The organism is Kineococcus mangrovi, from assembly GCF_041320705.1.
Classification (GTDB): domain Bacteria; phylum Actinomycetota; class Actinomycetes; order Actinomycetales; family Kineococcaceae; genus Kineococcus; species Kineococcus mangrovi.
In genome coordinates this window covers 190138-206463 of the sequence record NZ_JBGGTQ010000009.1, presented here as the reverse complement: position 1 = coordinate 206463, position 16326 = coordinate 190138, and the positions used below count along the sequence as shown (strand labels likewise).

The 16326-nt window shown below is 72.3% G+C and carries 15 protein-coding genes; 8 read left to right on the top strand and 7 right to left on the bottom strand.

The annotated features are described in order from the left end of the window. The first annotated feature begins 48 nt into the window (after positions 1–48). From AB2L28_RS18200 to AB2L28_RS18190, 3 genes are read left to right on the top strand one after another with little or no spacing between them, the layout of a single operon-like run. Positions 49–708 (top strand): NTP transferase domain-containing protein, encoded by a 660-nt coding sequence (locus AB2L28_RS18200; protein ID WP_370720401.1) that lies wholly within the window; start codon positions 49–51, stop codon positions 706–708. 10 nt (positions 709–718) lie between these two features. Continuing rightward, positions 719–1702 (top strand): NAD(P)H-quinone oxidoreductase, encoded by a 984-nt coding sequence (locus AB2L28_RS18195; protein ID WP_370720400.1) that lies wholly within the window; start codon positions 719–721, stop codon positions 1700–1702. Further along, positions 1699–3453, top strand: a complete 1755-nt coding sequence (locus AB2L28_RS18190; protein WP_370720399.1) for a glycoside hydrolase family 15 protein — start codon at positions 1699–1701, stop codon at positions 3451–3453. Before AB2L28_RS18195 ends, AB2L28_RS18190 begins: the two co-directional genes overlap by 4 nt. A gap of 81 nt (positions 3454–3534) precedes the next feature. Here AB2L28_RS18190 and AB2L28_RS18185 read toward each other — a convergent pair whose 3' ends face one another. The 4 genes from AB2L28_RS18185 to AB2L28_RS18170 all read right to left on the bottom strand — a co-directional run bounded on the left by AB2L28_RS18185 (position 3535) and on the right by AB2L28_RS18170 (position 8156). Next, on the bottom strand, positions 3535–5205 hold the full coding sequence (locus AB2L28_RS18185; protein ID WP_370720398.1) for an extracellular solute-binding protein: 1671 nt from the start codon (positions 5203–5205) through the stop codon (positions 3535–3537). A gap of 47 nt (positions 5206–5252) precedes the next feature. Continuing rightward, positions 5253–6122, bottom strand: coding sequence for a carbohydrate ABC transporter permease (locus tag AB2L28_RS18180; protein WP_370720419.1), 870 nt, complete (start codon positions 6120–6122; stop codon positions 5253–5255). A 74-nt stretch (positions 6123–6196) separates the two neighbouring features. Beyond that, positions 6197–7192 (bottom strand): ABC transporter permease, encoded by a 996-nt coding sequence (locus AB2L28_RS18175; protein ID WP_370720397.1) that lies wholly within the window; start codon positions 7190–7192, stop codon positions 6197–6199. Positions 7193–7283: 91 nt separating this feature from the next. Continuing rightward, a complete protein-coding gene (locus AB2L28_RS18170) occupies positions 7284–8156 on the bottom strand; it encodes a sugar phosphate isomerase/epimerase family protein (protein WP_370720396.1) in 873 nt (290 codons plus the stop codon). A 200-nt stretch (positions 8157–8356) separates the two neighbouring features. Here AB2L28_RS18170 and AB2L28_RS18165 point away from each other — a divergent pair, with 200 nt between their 5' ends. Next, positions 8357–9325 carry an aldo/keto reductase gene (locus tag AB2L28_RS18165; protein ID WP_370720395.1) on the top strand — a complete coding sequence of 323 codons (969 nt, stop codon included), beginning with the start codon at positions 8357–8359 and terminating at the stop codon, positions 9323–9325. Positions 9326–9352: 27 nt separating this feature from the next. Here AB2L28_RS18165 and AB2L28_RS18160 read toward each other — a convergent pair whose 3' ends face one another. The 3 genes from AB2L28_RS18160 to AB2L28_RS18150 all read right to left on the bottom strand — a co-directional run bounded on the left by AB2L28_RS18160 (position 9353) and on the right by AB2L28_RS18150 (position 11165). Continuing rightward, positions 9353–9595 carry a DUF6458 family protein gene (locus AB2L28_RS18160; RefSeq protein ID WP_370720394.1) on the bottom strand — a complete coding sequence of 81 codons (243 nt, stop codon included), beginning with the start codon at positions 9593–9595 and terminating at the stop codon, positions 9353–9355. A gap of 86 nt (positions 9596–9681) precedes the next feature. Then, positions 9682–10188 (bottom strand): P-loop nucleotide/nucleoside kinase family protein, encoded by a 507-nt coding sequence (locus AB2L28_RS18155; RefSeq protein WP_370720393.1) that lies wholly within the window; start codon positions 10186–10188, stop codon positions 9682–9684. Continuing rightward, positions 10185–11165, bottom strand: coding sequence for a sugar-binding transcriptional regulator (locus tag AB2L28_RS18150; protein WP_370720392.1), 981 nt, complete (start codon positions 11163–11165; stop codon positions 10185–10187). Before AB2L28_RS18150 ends, AB2L28_RS18155 begins: the two co-directional genes overlap by 4 nt. A 216-nt stretch (positions 11166–11381) precedes the next feature. On the opposite strand from AB2L28_RS18150, the gene AB2L28_RS18145 reads away from it, so the two are divergent. The 4 genes from AB2L28_RS18145 (at position 11382) to AB2L28_RS18130 (ending at position 16312) form a co-directional block, all read left to right on the top strand. Further along, positions 11382–12812 (top strand): ABC transporter substrate-binding protein, encoded by a 1431-nt coding sequence (locus tag AB2L28_RS18145; protein WP_370720391.1) that lies wholly within the window; start codon positions 11382–11384, stop codon positions 12810–12812. 109 nt (positions 12813–12921) lie between these two features. After that, a complete protein-coding gene (locus AB2L28_RS18140; RefSeq protein ID WP_370720390.1) occupies positions 12922–13887 on the top strand; it encodes a carbohydrate ABC transporter permease in 966 nt (321 codons plus the stop codon). Between the two features lie 5 nt (positions 13888–13892). After that, on the top strand, positions 13893–14780 hold the full coding sequence (locus AB2L28_RS18135; protein ID WP_370720418.1) for a carbohydrate ABC transporter permease: 888 nt from the start codon (positions 13893–13895) through the stop codon (positions 14778–14780). A 53-nt stretch (positions 14781–14833) separates the two neighbouring features. Beyond that, positions 14834–16312 carry a mannitol dehydrogenase family protein gene (locus AB2L28_RS18130; RefSeq protein WP_370720389.1) on the top strand — a complete coding sequence of 493 codons (1479 nt, stop codon included), beginning with the start codon at positions 14834–14836 and terminating at the stop codon, positions 16310–16312. The last annotated feature ends 14 nt before the right edge of the window (positions 16313–16326 follow it).

The following is a 16326-nucleotide window of genomic DNA, read 5'->3' as shown; positions in this document are numbered from 1 at the left end:
TCCGGCGCGCCACTTGACCTGCCCGGTGGAACGTGTCACTCCTGCGGGGTGGACGAGATCACCACCGGAACCACCACCGGGGTCGCCGTCGTGGTCGTCGCCGGGGGCTCCGGCAGCCGTTTCGCCGGTCCCGGGACCGGGCCGCCGGCGGGCCGGCTGGCCGCCAAGCTCACCGCACCCCTGGGGGGCTCGACCGTCCTGGGGACCTTGCTGGCGGGGCTGGACGCGTGGTCGGCCCCGCTCGGCGCGCCCTGCCCGGTCGTGCTCGCCGGCCCCGGTGGCGTGCCGGAGGAACCGCCCGGCGGGGGTCCGCTGGCCGGGTTCGCCGCGGGGCTGGACGCGCTGCCCGCCCCGCCCCCCGCGCTCGTCGTGCTGCTCGGGGCCGACCAGCCGTTCGCCGCGAGCGCCGTCCCGCGGTTGCTGGCGGCGCTGGCCGCCGACCCCGCCCTGGACGCCGTCGTCGGCCTCGACCCGGACGGCCGGCGGCAGCCGCTGCTGTCGGCGCACCGCCTCACCGCGGCGCGCCGCGTCCTGACCGGGTTGCCCACCGTCCACCACCGGCCGCTGCGCGAGCTGTTCCGCGGCCCGGTCGGCGAGGTGGCGGTCTCGGCGCGCGAGTGCCTCGACGTCGACGACCCCGCGGACCTGCGGCGGGCGGCCGCGGTCCTGGCGCGGCGACCGGAGGCGGGGCCGGGAGCTGCCACGTAGTGTCCACCGGGTGCGTGCCGTGATCGTCGATCCCCCCGGTTCCCTCCGCCTCACCGAGCTGCCCGACCCCGTCGCCGGGCCCGGTGAGGTCGTCGTGCGGGTGGCGGCGGCCGGGGTCAACCGGGCCGACGTCATGCAGCGGCAGGGCAGGTACCCCTCCCCGCCGGGCGCCCCCGAGCACCCCGGGCTGGAGGTCTCGGGGTGGATCGAGCAGCTCGGGCCGGGCGTCGCGGGGTGGCAGGTGGGCGAGGCGGTCTGCGCGCTGCTCGCCGGCGGCGGGTACGGCGAGAAGGTCGCCGTCCCCGTCGGGCAGGTCCTGCCCGTCCCGCAGGGGGTGGCCGTCGAGGACGCCGCGGCGCTGCCGGAGGTGACGTGCACGGTGTGGAGCAACGTGTTCACCCTGGCCGGGCTGCGACCCGGCGAGCTGCTGCTCGTGCACGGCGGGTCCAGCGGCATCGGGACGATGGCGGTGCAGCTGGCCCACCAGGTCGGTGCCCGGGTGGCCGTGACGGCCGGGTCGGACGACAAGCTCGCCCGCTGCGCCGAGCTGGGCGCGGACCTGCTCGTGAACTACCGCACGGAGGACTTCGTCGAGCGCGTGCGGTCCTTCGAGCCCGCGGGCGCGGACGTCGTGCTGGACGTCGTGGGAGCCCCGTACCTGGCCCGCAACCTGGACGTCCTGGCGACCGGTGGCCGGCTCGTCGTCATCGCCACCCAGGGCGGCACGCGGGCCGAGCTGGACCTCGGGCTCCTCATGCGCCGGCGGATCTCGCTGCACGGCACGACGTTGCGGGCCCGGTCGGTGGAGGAGAAGACCGCGGTCGTGGCCAGCGTCCGCGACCACGTCTGGCCGCTCGTGGTCGACGGCGGGGTGCGACCGGTCGTCTTCGACCGGTTCCCGCTGGCCGAGGCGGCGCGCGCGCACGAGGTGCTGGAGGAGTCCTCGCACGTGGGCAAGCTGGTCCTGACGACCGGGGCGCAGGCCCCCGCGTGAGCTCGGCCGAGGAGTTCTGCCGCGACTTCCCCCCGCACGTCCTGCGCGACTACGCCCTCGTCGCCGACGGGGCCCGCGGGGCGGTCGTCGGTCCCGCGGGCGACATCGTGTGGATGTGCGCGCCGCACTGGCACGACGACGCCGTGTTCGCCGCCCTCCTGGGGGGCCGGGGCGGGTTCTCGGTGACGCCGTCGCACCCGTTCACGTGGGGCGGCTGCTACGAGCCGGGGACGCTGGTGTTCCGGCACCACTGGACCTCCCGCGGCGACGGCACGATCGACTGCCGCGACGCGATGGCGATGCCCAGCGACCCCGACTGCGCGGTGCTGCTGCGCGAGATCCGGGCCGTGGAGGGTGACGGGGAGGTCGACGTCGTCTTCGACCTGCGGGCGCAGTTCGGCGCCCGCGCGCTGCGCTCGCTGCGCCGCGACGACGCCGGGCGCTGGAGCGGCCGGACGGGCGACCTGCACGTCCGGTTGTCCGGCCTGGGCGAGGCCACCGTCGACGACGGCGTGCTGCGGGCCCACCTGCGGGTGCCGGCCGGTGAGCGGCACCACCTCGTCCTGGAGGTCGGCACCCGGCTGCGCGAGCAGCCGGCGGACCCGGAGCACTCGTGGACCTCGACCGTCCACACGTGGCGCTCGGCCGTCCCGGAGGTGAGCGGGAGCGTGGCCCCCACCGAGGCGGCGCACTCGATTGCCGTCATCCGGGGCCTGACCTCCGACGCGGGCGGGATGGTGGCGGCCGCGACGATGTCGCTGCCCGAGCACGCCGACAAGGGCCGCAGCTACGACTACCGGTACGCCTGGATCCGCGACCAGTGCTACGCGGGGCTCGCGCTGGCCGAGGCCGGCGGCGCGAACGGGTTGTTCGAGACCCTGGTGGGGTTCGTGACCCAGCGCGTGCTGGAGCACGGCCCCGACCTGGTCCCCGCGTACACCGTCCTGGGCGACCCCGTCCCGGACGAGCGGTCCACGGGCCTGCCCGGGTACCCCGGCGGCTGGGACGTCGCCGGCAACCACGTGCGCGGGCAGTTCCAGCTCGACGCGTTCGGAGAGGTGCTGCAGCTGCTCGCCGCGGCCGCGCGCGTGGACGCGCTGGACACCGACGGCCGGCGCGCCGTCGCGGTGGCGGTCTCGGCGATCGAGGAGCGGTGGGAGGAACCGGACGCCGGCATCTGGGAGATCGAGGACGACTGGTGGGCGCACTCGCGCCTGGAGTGCGTCGCGGGCCTGAAGGAGGTCGCGCGCCACTGCGCCCCCGGTGAGGCCGCGCGGTACAGCTCGCTGGCCGACACGATCCTGGCCCGCACCTCGCGGGACTGCCTGCACCCCACCGAGGGGCGCTGGCAGCGCAGCCCCGGCCAGCCCGGTGTCGACGCCGCGCTCCTGCGTCCGGCGCTCCACGGCGCCGTGCCCGTCGACGACCCGCGCAGCAGGGCCACCCTCGACGCGGTGCTCCGCGACCTCGTCGAGGACCACCACGTCTACCGCTACTCCCCCGACTCCATGCCGCTGGGGACGACGGAGGGCGCGTTCCTGCTCTGCGGGTTCGTCGTGGCCGAGGCGCTGCACGCGGAGGGGCGGGAGGTGGAGGCGTTCCGGTTCTTCGAGCGCAACCGCGCGGCCTGCGGGCCCGCCGCGCTGCTCAGCGAGGAGTGGGACGTGCGGCAGCGGCAGCTGCGCGGCAACCTCCCGCAGGCGTTCGTCCACGCCGCGCTGCTGTCGTCGTCGGTGCGCCTGGCGCACTGACCCTCCGCCGGGGCCGGGTCCGCGGGGCGACGGGGGTCCCGCGCCCGCTCCCGGGGACCGGCCTGGAGCGGGCGCGGGAGCTCAGGAGGCGGTCGCGCCCGCCTTCTGCAGGGCGTCCTGGTACTCCGTCCGCATCGCGTCCCCGACGGCGCTGCGCCAGGTGCTGACGAGCGTCTTGAGCTCGGAGAACGGCCGCCGCTCCTGGATGACGTCGTTGACGCCGTCGGTGAAGGCCTTGTCCGCCGTCGCGTTCTTGCTGGAGGCGGTGTTGGAGTACAGCCCCGTGACGGGGTTGGCGATGCCGGTGGGGATCTCCAGCGACTGGTAGGCGTGCTGGGTGTCGGCGTCCTGCGGGCGTCCGGGCACGTACACGTTGTAGGGGCTGTCGGCCAGGTACCGGATGGGCAGCACCGTGTTCGTGGTCCCCGTCGGGGTGAGCACGGGGTTGCCGTCGGCGTCGGTCTCGTGGTCCACGCCCTCCTGGCCGAAGAGCCGGTACCTGTACTCCTCCGTCCCGAACGGCGAGGCGAGCCAGTTCAGCACGCGCAGCGCGGTCTTGATCCGTTCGGGGTCGTCCTGCTTCTTCAGCAGGGTGATCGAGAAGAAGCCGCTGCCGAGGTTCCACTGGGCCAGCTGTCCGCCGGTGCGTTCGTAGGACGGCATGAGGCCGAGCTCGAAGTCGGGGTTCCCGGCGTTGTCGAGCTGGTACTGCACCCAGGCGGGGTAGCCGTCCGCGGCGTTGATCGCGACGGTCCCGGCGTTGAAGAGCTGCTTGAACGGTTGGGCCGGGTTGAAGGAGTCCGGGTGCATGACCCCGGACTTCCACATGGCGATGAGGTCGGTGACGGACTGGGCGTACTGCTCGGTCTCGTAGACGTGGGTCAGCTTGCCGCCTTCCTCGGCCCAGATGTTGGGTTCGCCGTTCATCCGCCCCAGCAGCTGGCGGGGCTGGTTGATCAGACCGAACGCCCAGCGGCGCTGCGTGGGGTCGGTGAGCGCCTGCGTGGCGTCGACGAGTTCGTCGTAGCTCTCCGGTGCGGTGGAGACACCGGCCTTGGCGAACAGGTCGGCCCGGACGAAGTGGTAGTTCGCGATGACCCCGCGCGGGACGGGGATGCCGTAGATGCCGGAGTTGTAGACCGTCGCGCGCCAGTGCCGGGTCGGGATGTTCGCGAGGTTCGGGTACTCCTTGACGGCGTCGCCGGACAGGTGGTCGGACAGGTCCGCGAACCGCTTCTCCAGCAGTTGCGGCATGTTGGGGACCGGCGGCGGGGAGCCGTTCGGCACCTGCAGGAGGTCGGGCAGGTCGTTGCCGGCGATGACGGTGGGGAACTTCTGCAGGTAGTCGGCGTTGCTGACCATCTGCAGCTGCAGGTCGACGCCGAGGCGGTCGTTCAGCCCGGCCCAGTAGCTGTTCCGGTCCGGCCCCGGCGGGACGGCGAAGTAGATGTTCGCCATCCCCGTGATGGTCTCCCCGTGCCCGGGGACGTCCTGCACCGAGCGCGGGTTGTCGGCCGGGAAGCGGCGCCACGCGGGGTCGACGCCCTGGTCGGTGCCGGGCAGGTCCGGGGTGACACCGGCGTAGGGGACGTAGGTGGGCAGGGTGGCCGTGTTCTCCCCGCTCCCGGACCCCTGACTGCCACCGCTGGAGCACCCGGTGAGTCCTCCGGCGGCGGCGAGGGCGGCGAGTCCCGACGTCCCGGCGATGAGCGAACGGCGGCTGACGGGACGGTGGGCGGGACGGTCGGGCATGGGTCCTCCTCGATCCTGGGGACGGGTGGGGGTTCTCGACGAGCGGTTCAGCCCTTGACGGCGCCGATCATCACGCCCTTGGCGAAGTGCCGCTGCAGGAACGGGTAGACCAGCAGGATGGGCACGATGGCGATGACGAGGATCGCCATCTGCAGGGGCAGTTGCGGCGGCAGGGCCTCCCCGGAGGAGACCTGGTCGCCGCCGATGGTGGTCTGGTTCACGACGTAGGTGCGCAGCACCAGTGCCATGGGCCACTTGTCGCTGGACTGGATGTAGAGCAGGGCGTTGAAGAACGCGTTCCAGTAGGCGACGGCGTAGAAGAGCCCGATGACCGCCAGGACCGCCTTCGACAGCGGCAGGACGATGCGCAGCAGGACCGTCCCCGCGCCGACCCCGTCGATCGCGGCGGACTCGAACAGCTCCTTGGGCAGCTCCTGGAAGAAGGCCCGCATGACGATGACGTTGAACGCGTTGACCAGGACGGGCAGGACGAGCGACCAGTACGAGTCGAGGAGGTGGAACTCCTTGACGACGAGGTAGCTGGGGATGAGGCCCGGGGAGAACAGCACGGCACCCAGGACGAGCATGAGCACGGGTTTGGCGCCCCACGCCCGGGGCCGGGAGAGCCAGTACGCGAGCCCGGCCGTCGCGGCGAGGGACAGCAGGGTGCCGACGACGGTGATGGTCACGGAGATGACGACCGCGCGGGTGACCACGCCCCCGGACAGGACAGCCTGGTAGGCGTCGAGGTCGACGCCCCCGGGCCACATGACCATGCCCCCGCCCGCGGCGTCGATGGTGTCCTGGTCGGCCAGGCTGGTGGCGATGACCGACCAGAACGGGACGATGACGACGGCGACCGCGAACGCCAGCACGACGAACTTCAGCGCCTGGGTGAGCGGGTGCGGCTTCTCCATCCACGGCGGCCGGCGGCCGTCCTTCGTGAACGTGCGGACGGTGTCGTCCCCGATGGTCGCGTTCTCGAGCGTGCTCACTTCTCGTACACCCCTCTCTCGCCGAAGGCGTGGGCCAGCTTGTTCGCCCCGATCACGAGCAGGACCCCGACGATCCCCTTGACCAGGCCCGCGGCCGCGGAGGTCCCCCAGTTCCCGCCGAGGATCCCGTTGTTGTAGACCCACGTGTCCAGGACCTCGCTGGCCTGCAGGCCGACCGGTCCCTGCTGCAGGAGGATCTGCTCGAACCCCACCGACAGGCTGCTGCCGAGGCGCAGGATGAGCAGCAGGACGATGAGCCCCTTGAGGGCGGGCAGCGTCACGTACCACAGGCGCTGCCGGGCACCCGCCCCGTCGACGGCGGCGGCCTCGTACTGCTCCTGGTCGATGCGGGAGATCGCGGCGAGGAACAGGATCGTCCCCCAGCCGGCGTCCTTCCAGATCACCTGGCTGGTGACGAGCGCCTTGAACAGTTCCGGGGAGCCGATGACCTGGAACATCGGCAGGTCGTGCTGGATCAGGAACGTGTTGAGCATCCCCGCGTTGCCGAGCATCTGCTGGAACAGCGCCACGACGATGACCCAGGACAGGAAGTGGGGCAGGTACAGGACGGACTGCAGGGTCCGCTTGAGGCGTTCGCCCGCCAGGCTGTTCAGCACCAGGGCGAGCGCCAGGGGCACCGGGAACACCAGGACCGTCTGGATGACCGTGAGGACGACGGTGTTCCACAACGCGTTGCGGAACTCCGGGTTCCCGTCCCAGAGGAACGAGAAGTTCTGCCAGCCCACCCAGTCGGACTCGGTGAGCCCGAGGTAGGGCTGGTAGTCCTGGAAGGCGATGACGTTGCCCAGCAGGGGGACGTAGTGGAAGACGAGCAGGGCCAGGCCACCGGGGACCCCGAGGCACACGAGCAGCGCCTGGTCCCGGGTGAGGCGGGGGCGCCGGCGGCGGACCTCCACCCCGGTGTCCCCCGCACCGCCCCGCGGGGCGGTGGCCGCGGACCTGGTGCGATCACGGGTCGACTGCGTTCTCACTGTCGGGCTCCTGCCACGTGCGGTCGGGTGGTCGAGGTGGTCGGCTAGCGCTTTCCACGGGTGCGCGGGGCACCGCGGGCGGGACGGGGCCTCAGGTGGCCGAGACCGGCCCCAGCACCTCCCGCGCCCACGCGAAGGAGATGCGGTGCGACTCCACGACGTCACCCGCGCTGGGGACGTCGACCTCGATCGTGTAGTCGCCGTCGTAGTCCTCGGGCAGGGCGGCCAGGACGGCCCCGAGGTCGAGCACGCCCCGCCCCGGTTCGGCCCACACCCGCCCGCTGCGCGACAGCGTGCGGTAGTCACCGGTGGCGTCCTGCGCGGGCAGGTGGTCGGCGTGCACGTCCTTGAGGTGGATCCCGCCGGTCCGGTCGGCGTAGCGGCGCAGGAGGGCCACCGGGTCCGCACCGGCCCAGGCCAGGTGCCCGGTGTCGGGGCCGAAACCCAGCAGGTCCGGGCCGAGGGTGTCCAGCAGCGCGGTGACCTCGCCCTCCGTCTCGAACACCCCGCCGACGTGGGAGTGGTGCAGCGGCCGGACCCCCTCGGCGAGCAGGACCTCGCACACCCGCCCGGCGAGGTCGACGGCCCGGTCGAACCGGCCCTGGTCGAACGCGGCCCCCACGGCGGGGCGCTGCATCCGCTCGGGGACGGACATCGACGACAACATCGTCCGGTCCAGTCCGAGGGCGGCCTGCTGAGCGGCGAACCGGCGGGCCCGGTCGAGCAGCTGCGGGACCTGCACCGTGTCGTCCAGCGGGCTGCTGAACAGGCCGGTGGAGGGTTCGAGGCCGAACCCGCCGAGCCAGTCCAGGTACTCCCCCGTCCCCATCCCGTCGGGCACGTCGGTCTTGACCGCCGTGAACCCGATGTCGCGCAAGGCCGAGAACGCGTCCTCGAACACCTCGCGGGTCTTGCCTGCCTGCGACCACCAGGGGATGGGGTTCGCGGCGATCCTGCGGGTCACGGGTCCTCCCGGCCGGTCACGGGCCCCGCGTCGTCGTGGCGCCCTGAGGTGCCACACCGTGCCCGGGGTCCCGGAACCGGGTCAAGATCGATCGATCAGCACTGATCGATCGATCGAAGGGCGCCGCCGGTGCGCGGTCGGGGACGTCGACGGTGGGTGCGGACGGGCGGACCCACGCCCGGTGGGGCAGCATCGCGCCCATGGACTACGTGAAACTCGGATCCTCCGGGCTGGAGGTGTCCCGCCTCGCGCTCGGCTGCATGAGCTACGGGGACCCGCACCGCGGCAACCACGCCTGGACCCTGCCCGAGGAGGACAGCGTCCCCTTCCTGCACCGCGCGCTCGACGCGGGCGTCACCTTCTTCGACACCGCCAACGTGTACTCCGACGGTTCCAGCGAGGAGATCGTCGGCAAGACCCTCCTGTCGGCCGTCCCGCGCGACCAGGTCGTCATCGCCACCAAGGTGCACGGCCGGATGCGGCCGGGCCCCAACGGCGCCGGCCTGTCGCGGCAGGCCATCCTCACCGAGATCGACGCCTCCCTGCGCCGGCTGGGAACCGACCACGTCGACCTCTACCAGATCCACCGCTTCGACCCCGCGGTACCGCTGGAGGAGACGCTGCAGGCGCTGCACGACGTCGTCCAGGCCGGCAAGGTCCGCTACCTGGGGGCGAGTTCCATGTGGGCGTGGCAGTTCGCCACGGCGCTGCACCTGCAGGAGCGGCATGGGTGGGCCCGGTTCGTCTCCATGCAGGACCACTACAACCTCCTGTACCGCGAGGAGGAGCGCGAGATGCTGCCGTTGTGCGCGGCGGAGGGGGTCGGTGTCGTCCCGTGGAGCCCGCTGGCGCGGGGGAAGCTGACGCGGGACTGGGACGAGAGCACGAACCGCTCGGAGACGGACGAGTTCGGCAAGACGTTGTACCGGGACTCCGACGCGGACGTGGTCGCGGCGCTCGCCCGCGTCGCCGAACGACGCGGCGTCCCCCGCGCGCAGGTCGCCCTCGCCTGGGTGGCGCGCAACCCCGTCGTCACCGCACCGATCGTGGGGGCGACGAAACCCCGCCACCTCGACGACGCGATCGCCGCCCTCGACCTCGTCCTCACCGAGGAGGAGGTCGCCGAGCTCGAAGGACCCTACGAACCCCACGCGGTCGCGGGGTTCTGAGGGACCCGGCCGAGCCCGGGGCCCGGCTCAGACGTCGCGGCGGGTGGTCTCGCTGCGCGTCGTGCCGGACACCGGGTCGGCCGTGGTGACGCTCGTCGTCCGCTGGTGGCGCGGACGGAACATGGCGAACTCGAGGACGACCCCCAGGACCCCGATGACCATGAGGATGACCCCGACGGTCTGCAGGTCCACCCCGGCCACGGAGTAGGTCACGGCGAAGGTCAGGATCGCCCCGACCGCCAGCAGGAAGATGCTCGTTCCCAGACGCATGGTTCGACTGTGTCGCAGCCGCCCGGCCGGCGCGAGCCGGGGGGTGGGGCGAACGGGTGACGCCCTCGCGGGCGGATCGGGGCGGGTCAGCCGCGGAACCGCTCGACCTCCTCCCCCTCGTCCGCGGGCGCCTCGAACCGGGCGAGGAACCCGTCCAGGGTCGCGGCGTCGACGGGGAACGCGGCGTTCGCGTCGAACCTCGTGCTGCGCGCGGCCAGCCGGCGCAGCAGCGTCTCCCGCGGCACGTCGAGGTGGACCAGCCGCCACCGGGCCCCGGCCCGTTCCACCTCCCCCTTGTAGCGGTCCCGGCTGGCCCGGCTCCAGAACCCGAAGTCCACGACGACGTCCCGCCGCTGCGCGAGCAGGTCGCGCAGCCGCTCCAGCAGGACGTGCTCGGCGACGTGGCTGTACTCGTCGTAGAGGTCGGGCGGGTAGTCCACGCCGTAGCGCCCGAACCGCGACCACAGCTCCTCGTCGATCGACAGCCGTTCGTACCCCTCGCGCTCCAGGTCGCGCGCGAACGTCGTCTTGCCGGCCCCGACCGTGCCGCACAGCAGGACCGCGACCGGCCGCGCCACGCTCGCCGCGCTCACGGCGCGCACTGCAGGACGGCCCGGGCGTGCGAGGCGTGCGTGACGAGGGTGGAGACCATGCCGCTGCGCAGCACGCACGCCGTCGCCTCGGCGCGGGAGCGCACGTCCCCGCACGCCATGGCCGTCACGTCCGGGGTGGCCTGCAGCTGCGCACCCGTGACCCCGATGACCCGGTCCGCGAGCGCCTGCACCTCCCGCCCGTCCCGGCCGACGAGGACGCCGGTCACCTCGGCCACGACCCCGGCAGCCGTGAGCGCTTCCTGGTCGGCGGTGCCGAGGGAGTCCAGCGCCGTGGACTCCCCCGGCCGCCAGGCGCCGATCGAGACGACGGCCTTGGTGAGCCGGTCGAGCTCGGCGAGGGCCTCGCTGATGCCCGACTGCGAGCGCAACCCCTCGGCCGTCGCCGCGTCGGGCACCGCGAGCGGGGCGTAGAACGTCGTCGCCGACGACCGGGTCGCCTCGGCCGCCCGCCGCACGAGGTCGACCGCGCTGCCCTCGACGTCGGGGCGGGGCAGGGCGCCGGCGAGCTGGACGAAGCGGCACCCCAGGTCCGCGGCGAGCGCGTCGGTGAGCAGCGAGATCGTCCGTCCCCAGGCCAGCCCCACGACGTCGTCGGCGGTGACGCTCTCCTCCAGCAGCCCCGCGGTGAACTCGGCGACGGTGCGCCGCTGCCCCGCGAGGGACTCCTCCCCGGTCCTGACGACGTAGGCCGCGCGCAGGCCGTGGGCCGCCCGCAGCGCCTCGGCCAGCTCACCGTCCAGCGAGCTCGGGGCGAGCACCTGGATCTGCACCAGACCGGAGTCCTGGGCCTGCGTCAGCAGGCGCGCCACCTTGAACCGGCTGATGCCGAGCTGCCGGGCGATCTCGACCTTGGTCCGTCCCTCGACGAAGAAGCGGCGGGCGGCGTCGGCGGCCAGGGCCTGCGCCCCCAGCGACGGACGACCGGTGGTGCCGGTGCGGGGTGTGGTCCTCGGCATCGCAGCTCCTGGGAGGTCTGGGGTCGTCCACCTCGTCCACGGGTGCGGCGGACGGGTCGACGGGTACCCGGTTGACAGCCATCGTCCACCCGGGCACCATCGTCACAGCTGAGACTAGCCCGCTCAGATGAGCGGAAGCAACGCCGGCCCCGCCGGCGAACAGCCCGGGCGCGGGCTTCGACTGCACCTGTCGACGGAGACACTGGAGAGATCACGATGGTTGGACGTCACGGCACCCCCCGACCCACCACCCTTCCCGGGTCGAGCTCGCGCGTCAGCCGCCGAGCCGCCCTCGGCGGTGCGGCCGGTCTCGGTGGAGCCGCCTTCCTCGGCGCCTGCTCGGGCGCCGGCGGGGGCGGGGGAGCAGGCGGTGGGGGCGGTGGGGGCGGCGACGACACGACCGTCAACGTCATCATGGTCAACAACCCGCAGATGGTGGACCTGCAGAAGCTGACCGCCGACAACTTCACCAGGGACACCGGCATCACCGTGAACTACACGGTCCTGCCCGAGAACGACGTGCGCGACAAGATCAGCCAGGAGTTCTCCAGCCAGGCCGGCCAGTACGACGTGGCCTCGATCTCGAACTACGAGGTCCCGTTCTACTCCCAGAACAACTGGCTGGCGCCGCTGGACGACTACATCTCCTCCGACTCCGCCTTCGACCAGTCCGACATCATCAAGCCGCTGGCCACGGCCCTGACCGGCGAGGACGGCAAGGTCTACGCCGAGCCGTTCTACGGCGAGTCGTCCTTCCTCATGTACCGCAAGGACGTCTTCGAGTCCCAGGGCCTGACGATGCCGGACAAGCCGACCTGGGCCGAGGTCGCCGACTTCGCCGCCCGGCTCGACGGCGCCGTGCCGAACATGAAGGGGATCGCCCTGCGCGGGCTCCCCGGCTGGGGCCAGGTCTTCGCCCCCTTGACGACCGTCGTCAACACCTTCGGCGGCACCTGGTTCGACGAGGACTGGACCGCCCGGGTCAACGCCCCCGAGTTCGTCGAGGCGACGAAGTTCTACGTCGACCTCGTGCGTGCTCACGGCGAGAACGGCGCGCCCCAGGCCGGGTTCACCGAGTGCCTCAACGGCATGACCCAGTCCCAGGTCGCCATGTGGTACGACGCGACCTCGGCCGCGGGGTCGCTGGACGGGGAGGGCTCTCCCGTGGCCGGCAAGATCGGCTACGCGGCCGCACCGGTCGACGAGACCGACTCCTCCGGGTGGCTGTACACCTGGGCGTGGGGGGTCCAGAACGCCTCCCGGCGCAAGGACAACGCCTGGAAGTTCATCGCCTGGGCCTCCAGCAAGGAGTACGAGGAGCTCGTGGGCCAGCAGATCGGCTGGGCCAGCGCGCCGGCCGGGAAGCGCAACTCCCTCTACGAGAACGCCGACTACCAGCAGGCGGCGGCCCCCTTCTACGAGGAGACCCAGACCGCCATCAACTCCGCCGACCCGGAGAACCCGGGCCTGCAGCCCCGCCCGGCGCCCGGCATCCAGTTCGTCGCCATCCCCGAGTTCGCCGACCTCGGCACGCAGGTGTCGCAGTTCATCTCCTCGGCCATCGCGGGACAGATGAGCGTCGAGGACGCCTGCGACCAGGGACAGACCCTGGCCACGCAGCTCGTCAGCGACAAGTACCGGAAGTGACCGCCACCGCAGCCTCCGGCCCCGCCGGAGGCTGCGGTCGCGCGCCGCACCTGACCCCCTGTCACCCCCTGGACCCGTCGGTTCCCCGAACGCGGAGGACGTCCCTTCCATGAGTGCCAGCACCGCCTCCCACCAGACGAAGGTCGGTCCCGACCGGCCTCAGCGCAGAGCGGGCTCGGCGCGCAACGCCGCCGACTGGGCCCGCCGCGCCCCCCTGATGCCGGCCCTGCTGTTCGTGATCGTCGCGACGCAGCTGCCGTTCCTGGCGACCATCGTCATCTCGTTCATGAACTGGAACTCCTACTACCCGCAGGACCGCGGTTTCGGGGGCTTCGACAACTACGTGGCGGTCTTCTCCAACGCCCAGCTGCGGCAGTCCGTCGTGAACACCCTCGTCCTCACGGTGACGGTGGTCCTGGTGAGCCTGGTGCTCGGCATGTTCATCGCCCTGCTGCTGGACCGCAAGTTCCTCGGCCGCGGCGCCGTCCGCACGATGATGATCGCACCGTTCCTCGTCGTCCCGATCGCCGCGGCCCTGCTGTGGAAGCACGCCCTGTTCAACCCGAACTACGGCCTGCTCAACGGCACCGTCAACGCCGTGTGGAAGCTGTTCGGGTCCGACGCCGCACCGCAGATCGACTGGATCTCCACCGCGCCGAAGATCGCGATCGAGGTCTCCCTCATCTGGCAGTGGACGCCCTTCATGATGCTCATCCTGCTGGCCGGTCTGCAGTCCAAGCCGGCCGACGCCGAGGAGGCGGCCCGGATGGACGGGGCCACGGGCTTCCAGATCTTCCGCTACCTCACGTTCCCGCACCTGCGGCAGTACCTCGAACTGGGCGGCCTGCTCGGCGCCATCTACATCGTCCAGAACTTCGACGCCGTCTTCACCATCACCGCCGGCGGCCTGGGGACCGCGAACCTGCCGTACACGATCTACCAGACCGTCTTCTCGGCCCACGACTACGGCCTGGCCTCGGCCATGGGCGTCGTGACGGTCATCGCCACCATCATCATCGCGACCTTCGCCCTGCGCGTGGTCTCGAGCATGTTCAAGCAGGAGGTCGGCCGGTGAGCACCATCTCGAACGCGGGGGTCGCGAGCACCCGCCCGGGCCAGCACGTGCCCACCACCCGCAAGGAACGCCGCGCCCGCGAGCTGAACCGCAGCAAGCCCGTCTGGGGCCTCCTCGCCTGGATCGTCGGGATCCTGTTCGTCCTGCCGGTGCTGTGGATGGTCCTGACCTCCCTGCACTCCGAACCCGACGCCGCGACGAACCCGCCGTCCATCGCGGCCGGGCTCACCCTCGACGGGTACCGCTCCTTCCTGTCCGCCCAGCCGGTCGCCCCGCTGCTGAACTCGGCGATGGCCTCGATCATCTCGACCGTCCTGGTCCTGTGCCTGGCCATCCCCGCCGCCTTCGCCCTGTCCATCCGGCCCGTCCGCAAGTGGACCGACGTCATGTTCTTCTTCCTCTCGACGAAGTTCATGCCGCTGGTGGCCGGGCTGCTGCCGCTGTACCTGTTCGCCACGCGGACGGGCCTGCTGGACAACATCTGGCTGCTGGTCCTGCTCTACACCGCGATGAACCTGCCGATCGCGGTGTGGATGATGCAGTCCTTCCTGGCCGAGGTCCCCGGTGAGATGCTGGAGGCGGCCTCGATCGACGGCGCGGGCCTCGTCCGGATGCTGTGGTCGATCGTGCGACCGGTCGCCATGCCCGGTGTCGCCGCGACCGCCCTCATCTGCTTCATCTTCAGCTGGAACGAGCTGCTGCTGGCCCGCACCCTCACGGCCACCGTGGCCGGGACCGCCCCGGTGTTCCTCACCGGCTTCGTCACCAGCCAGGGCCTGTTCCTGGCCCAGCTGTGCGCCGCGGCGACCGTCATCTCCCTGCCCGTGCTCGTGGCCGGTTTCGCCGCGCAGGACAAGCTGGTGCAGGGTCTGTCCCTGGGCGCGGTCAAGTGAGCCGTGCCGACCTGCCCGACCCGCCCGACCTCGCCGACCTCCGGGAGTCGACCGTGAGCCTGCCCCTGACCGCTGAGAACCTCGACCGGATCGGTCGCGACGTGCCCGTCCCGACCTACGACCGGACGCGGGTGACACCGGGGATCGTCCACCTCGGGGTCGGTGGGTTCCACCGGGCCCACCAGGCCATGTACCTGGACCGGTTGATGAACGCCGGCGAGGCGATGGACTGGGGCATCCGCGGCATCGGCGTCCTGCCGCACGACGCCCGGATGAAGGAGGTCATGGAGGCCCAGGACGGGCTGTACACGCTCGTCCTGAAGGACCCCGACGGCTCGCGCGAACCGCGCGTCATCGGGTCCGTCCTGGACTTCCTGCACGCCCCCGCCGACCCCGACGCCGCCGTCGAGGCGATGGCCGACCCGCGCATCCGCATCGTCTCCCTCACCGTCACCGAGGGCGGGTACAACATCGACGCCGTCACCGGGGACTTCGTCCTCGACGAGCCCGGGGTGGCCGCCGACCTCGCCGACGGCGCCGTCCCGCGCACGACGTTCGGCCTGGTGATCGAGGCCCTGCGCCGCCGCCGCGACCGGGGCGTGCCCCCGTTCACCGTCATGTCCTGCGACAACGTGCAGGGCAACGGTCACGTGGCGCACAAGGTCTTCGTCGCCTTCGCCACGGCCAAGGACGCCGAGCTGGGCGCCTGGGTCGACGCGAACGTGCGGTTCCCCAACTGCATGGTCGACCGGATCACCCCGGGCACGACCGACGACGACCGCGCCGAGGTCCGCGAGCGGTTCGGCATCGAGGACGCCTGGCCCGTCGTGTGCGAACCGTTCGTGCAGTGGGTCCTGGAGGACGACTTCGGCCTGGGACGCCCGCCCTACGAGGACGCCGGCGTCCAGGTCGTCGAGGACGTCGAGCCCTACGAGCTGATGAAGCTGCGGCTGCTCAACGCCAGCCACCAGGCGCTGTGCTACTTCGGCCACCTCGCCGGGTACCGCCTCGTGCACGAGGTGGCGCAGGACCCCCTGTTCGCGCGGTTCCTGCTGCAGTACATGGAGCGGGAGGGGTCCCCGACCCTGCCGCCGGTCCCGGGCATCGACCTCGACGCCTACCGGCACGAGCTGGTCCACCGGTTCTCCAACGGCGAGGTCCGCGACACCGTCGCCCGGCTGTGCAACGAGAGCTCGGACCGCATCCCGAAGTGGCTCCTGCCGGTGATCCGCGAGCAGCTCGCCGCCGGCGGGGAGTTCTTCCGCGCCGCCGCCGTCGTCGCGAGCTGGGCGCGCTACGCCGAGGGCGTCGACGAGCAGGGTGAGCCCATCGAGGTCTGCGACCGCATCGCCGACCGCCTCCTCGCCACGGCCCGGCGCAACCGGGAGGAGCCGACGGCCTTCATCGCCGACAGGTCCCTGTTCGGCGACCTCGTCGACGACGAGGCGTTCGTCGCGGAGTACACCGCCGCGCTCGCGTCCCTGCACGCCAAGGGGGCCCGCGCGACGCTGGAGGACCTCGTCGCCCGCTGAGGCGCGCAGCCGTC

Excerpts from the sequence above, each read along its gene's own strand:
- AB2L28_RS18185 (WP_370720398.1), bottom strand. The coding sequence starts at position 5,205 with ATGCCCGACCGTCCCGCCCACCGTCCCGTCAGCCGCCGTTCGCTCATC.
- AB2L28_RS18180 (WP_370720419.1), bottom strand. The coding sequence starts at position 6,122 with ATGGAGAAGCCGCACCCGCTCACCCAGGCGCTGAAGTTCGTCGTGCTG.
- AB2L28_RS18165 (WP_370720395.1), top strand. The coding sequence starts at position 8,357 with ATGGACTACGTGAAACTCGGATCCTCCGGGCTGGAGGTGTCCCGCCTC.
- AB2L28_RS18160 (WP_370720394.1), bottom strand. The coding sequence starts at position 9,595 with ATGCGTCTGGGAACGAGCATCTTCCTGCTGGCGGTCGGGGCGATCCTG.
- AB2L28_RS18150 (WP_370720392.1), bottom strand. The coding sequence starts at position 11,165 with ATGCCGAGGACCACACCCCGCACCGGCACCACCGGTCGTCCGTCGCTG.
- AB2L28_RS18145 (WP_370720391.1), top strand. The coding sequence starts at position 11,382 with ATGGTTGGACGTCACGGCACCCCCCGACCCACCACCCTTCCCGGGTCG.
- AB2L28_RS18140 (WP_370720390.1), top strand. The coding sequence starts at position 12,922 with ATGAGTGCCAGCACCGCCTCCCACCAGACGAAGGTCGGTCCCGACCGG.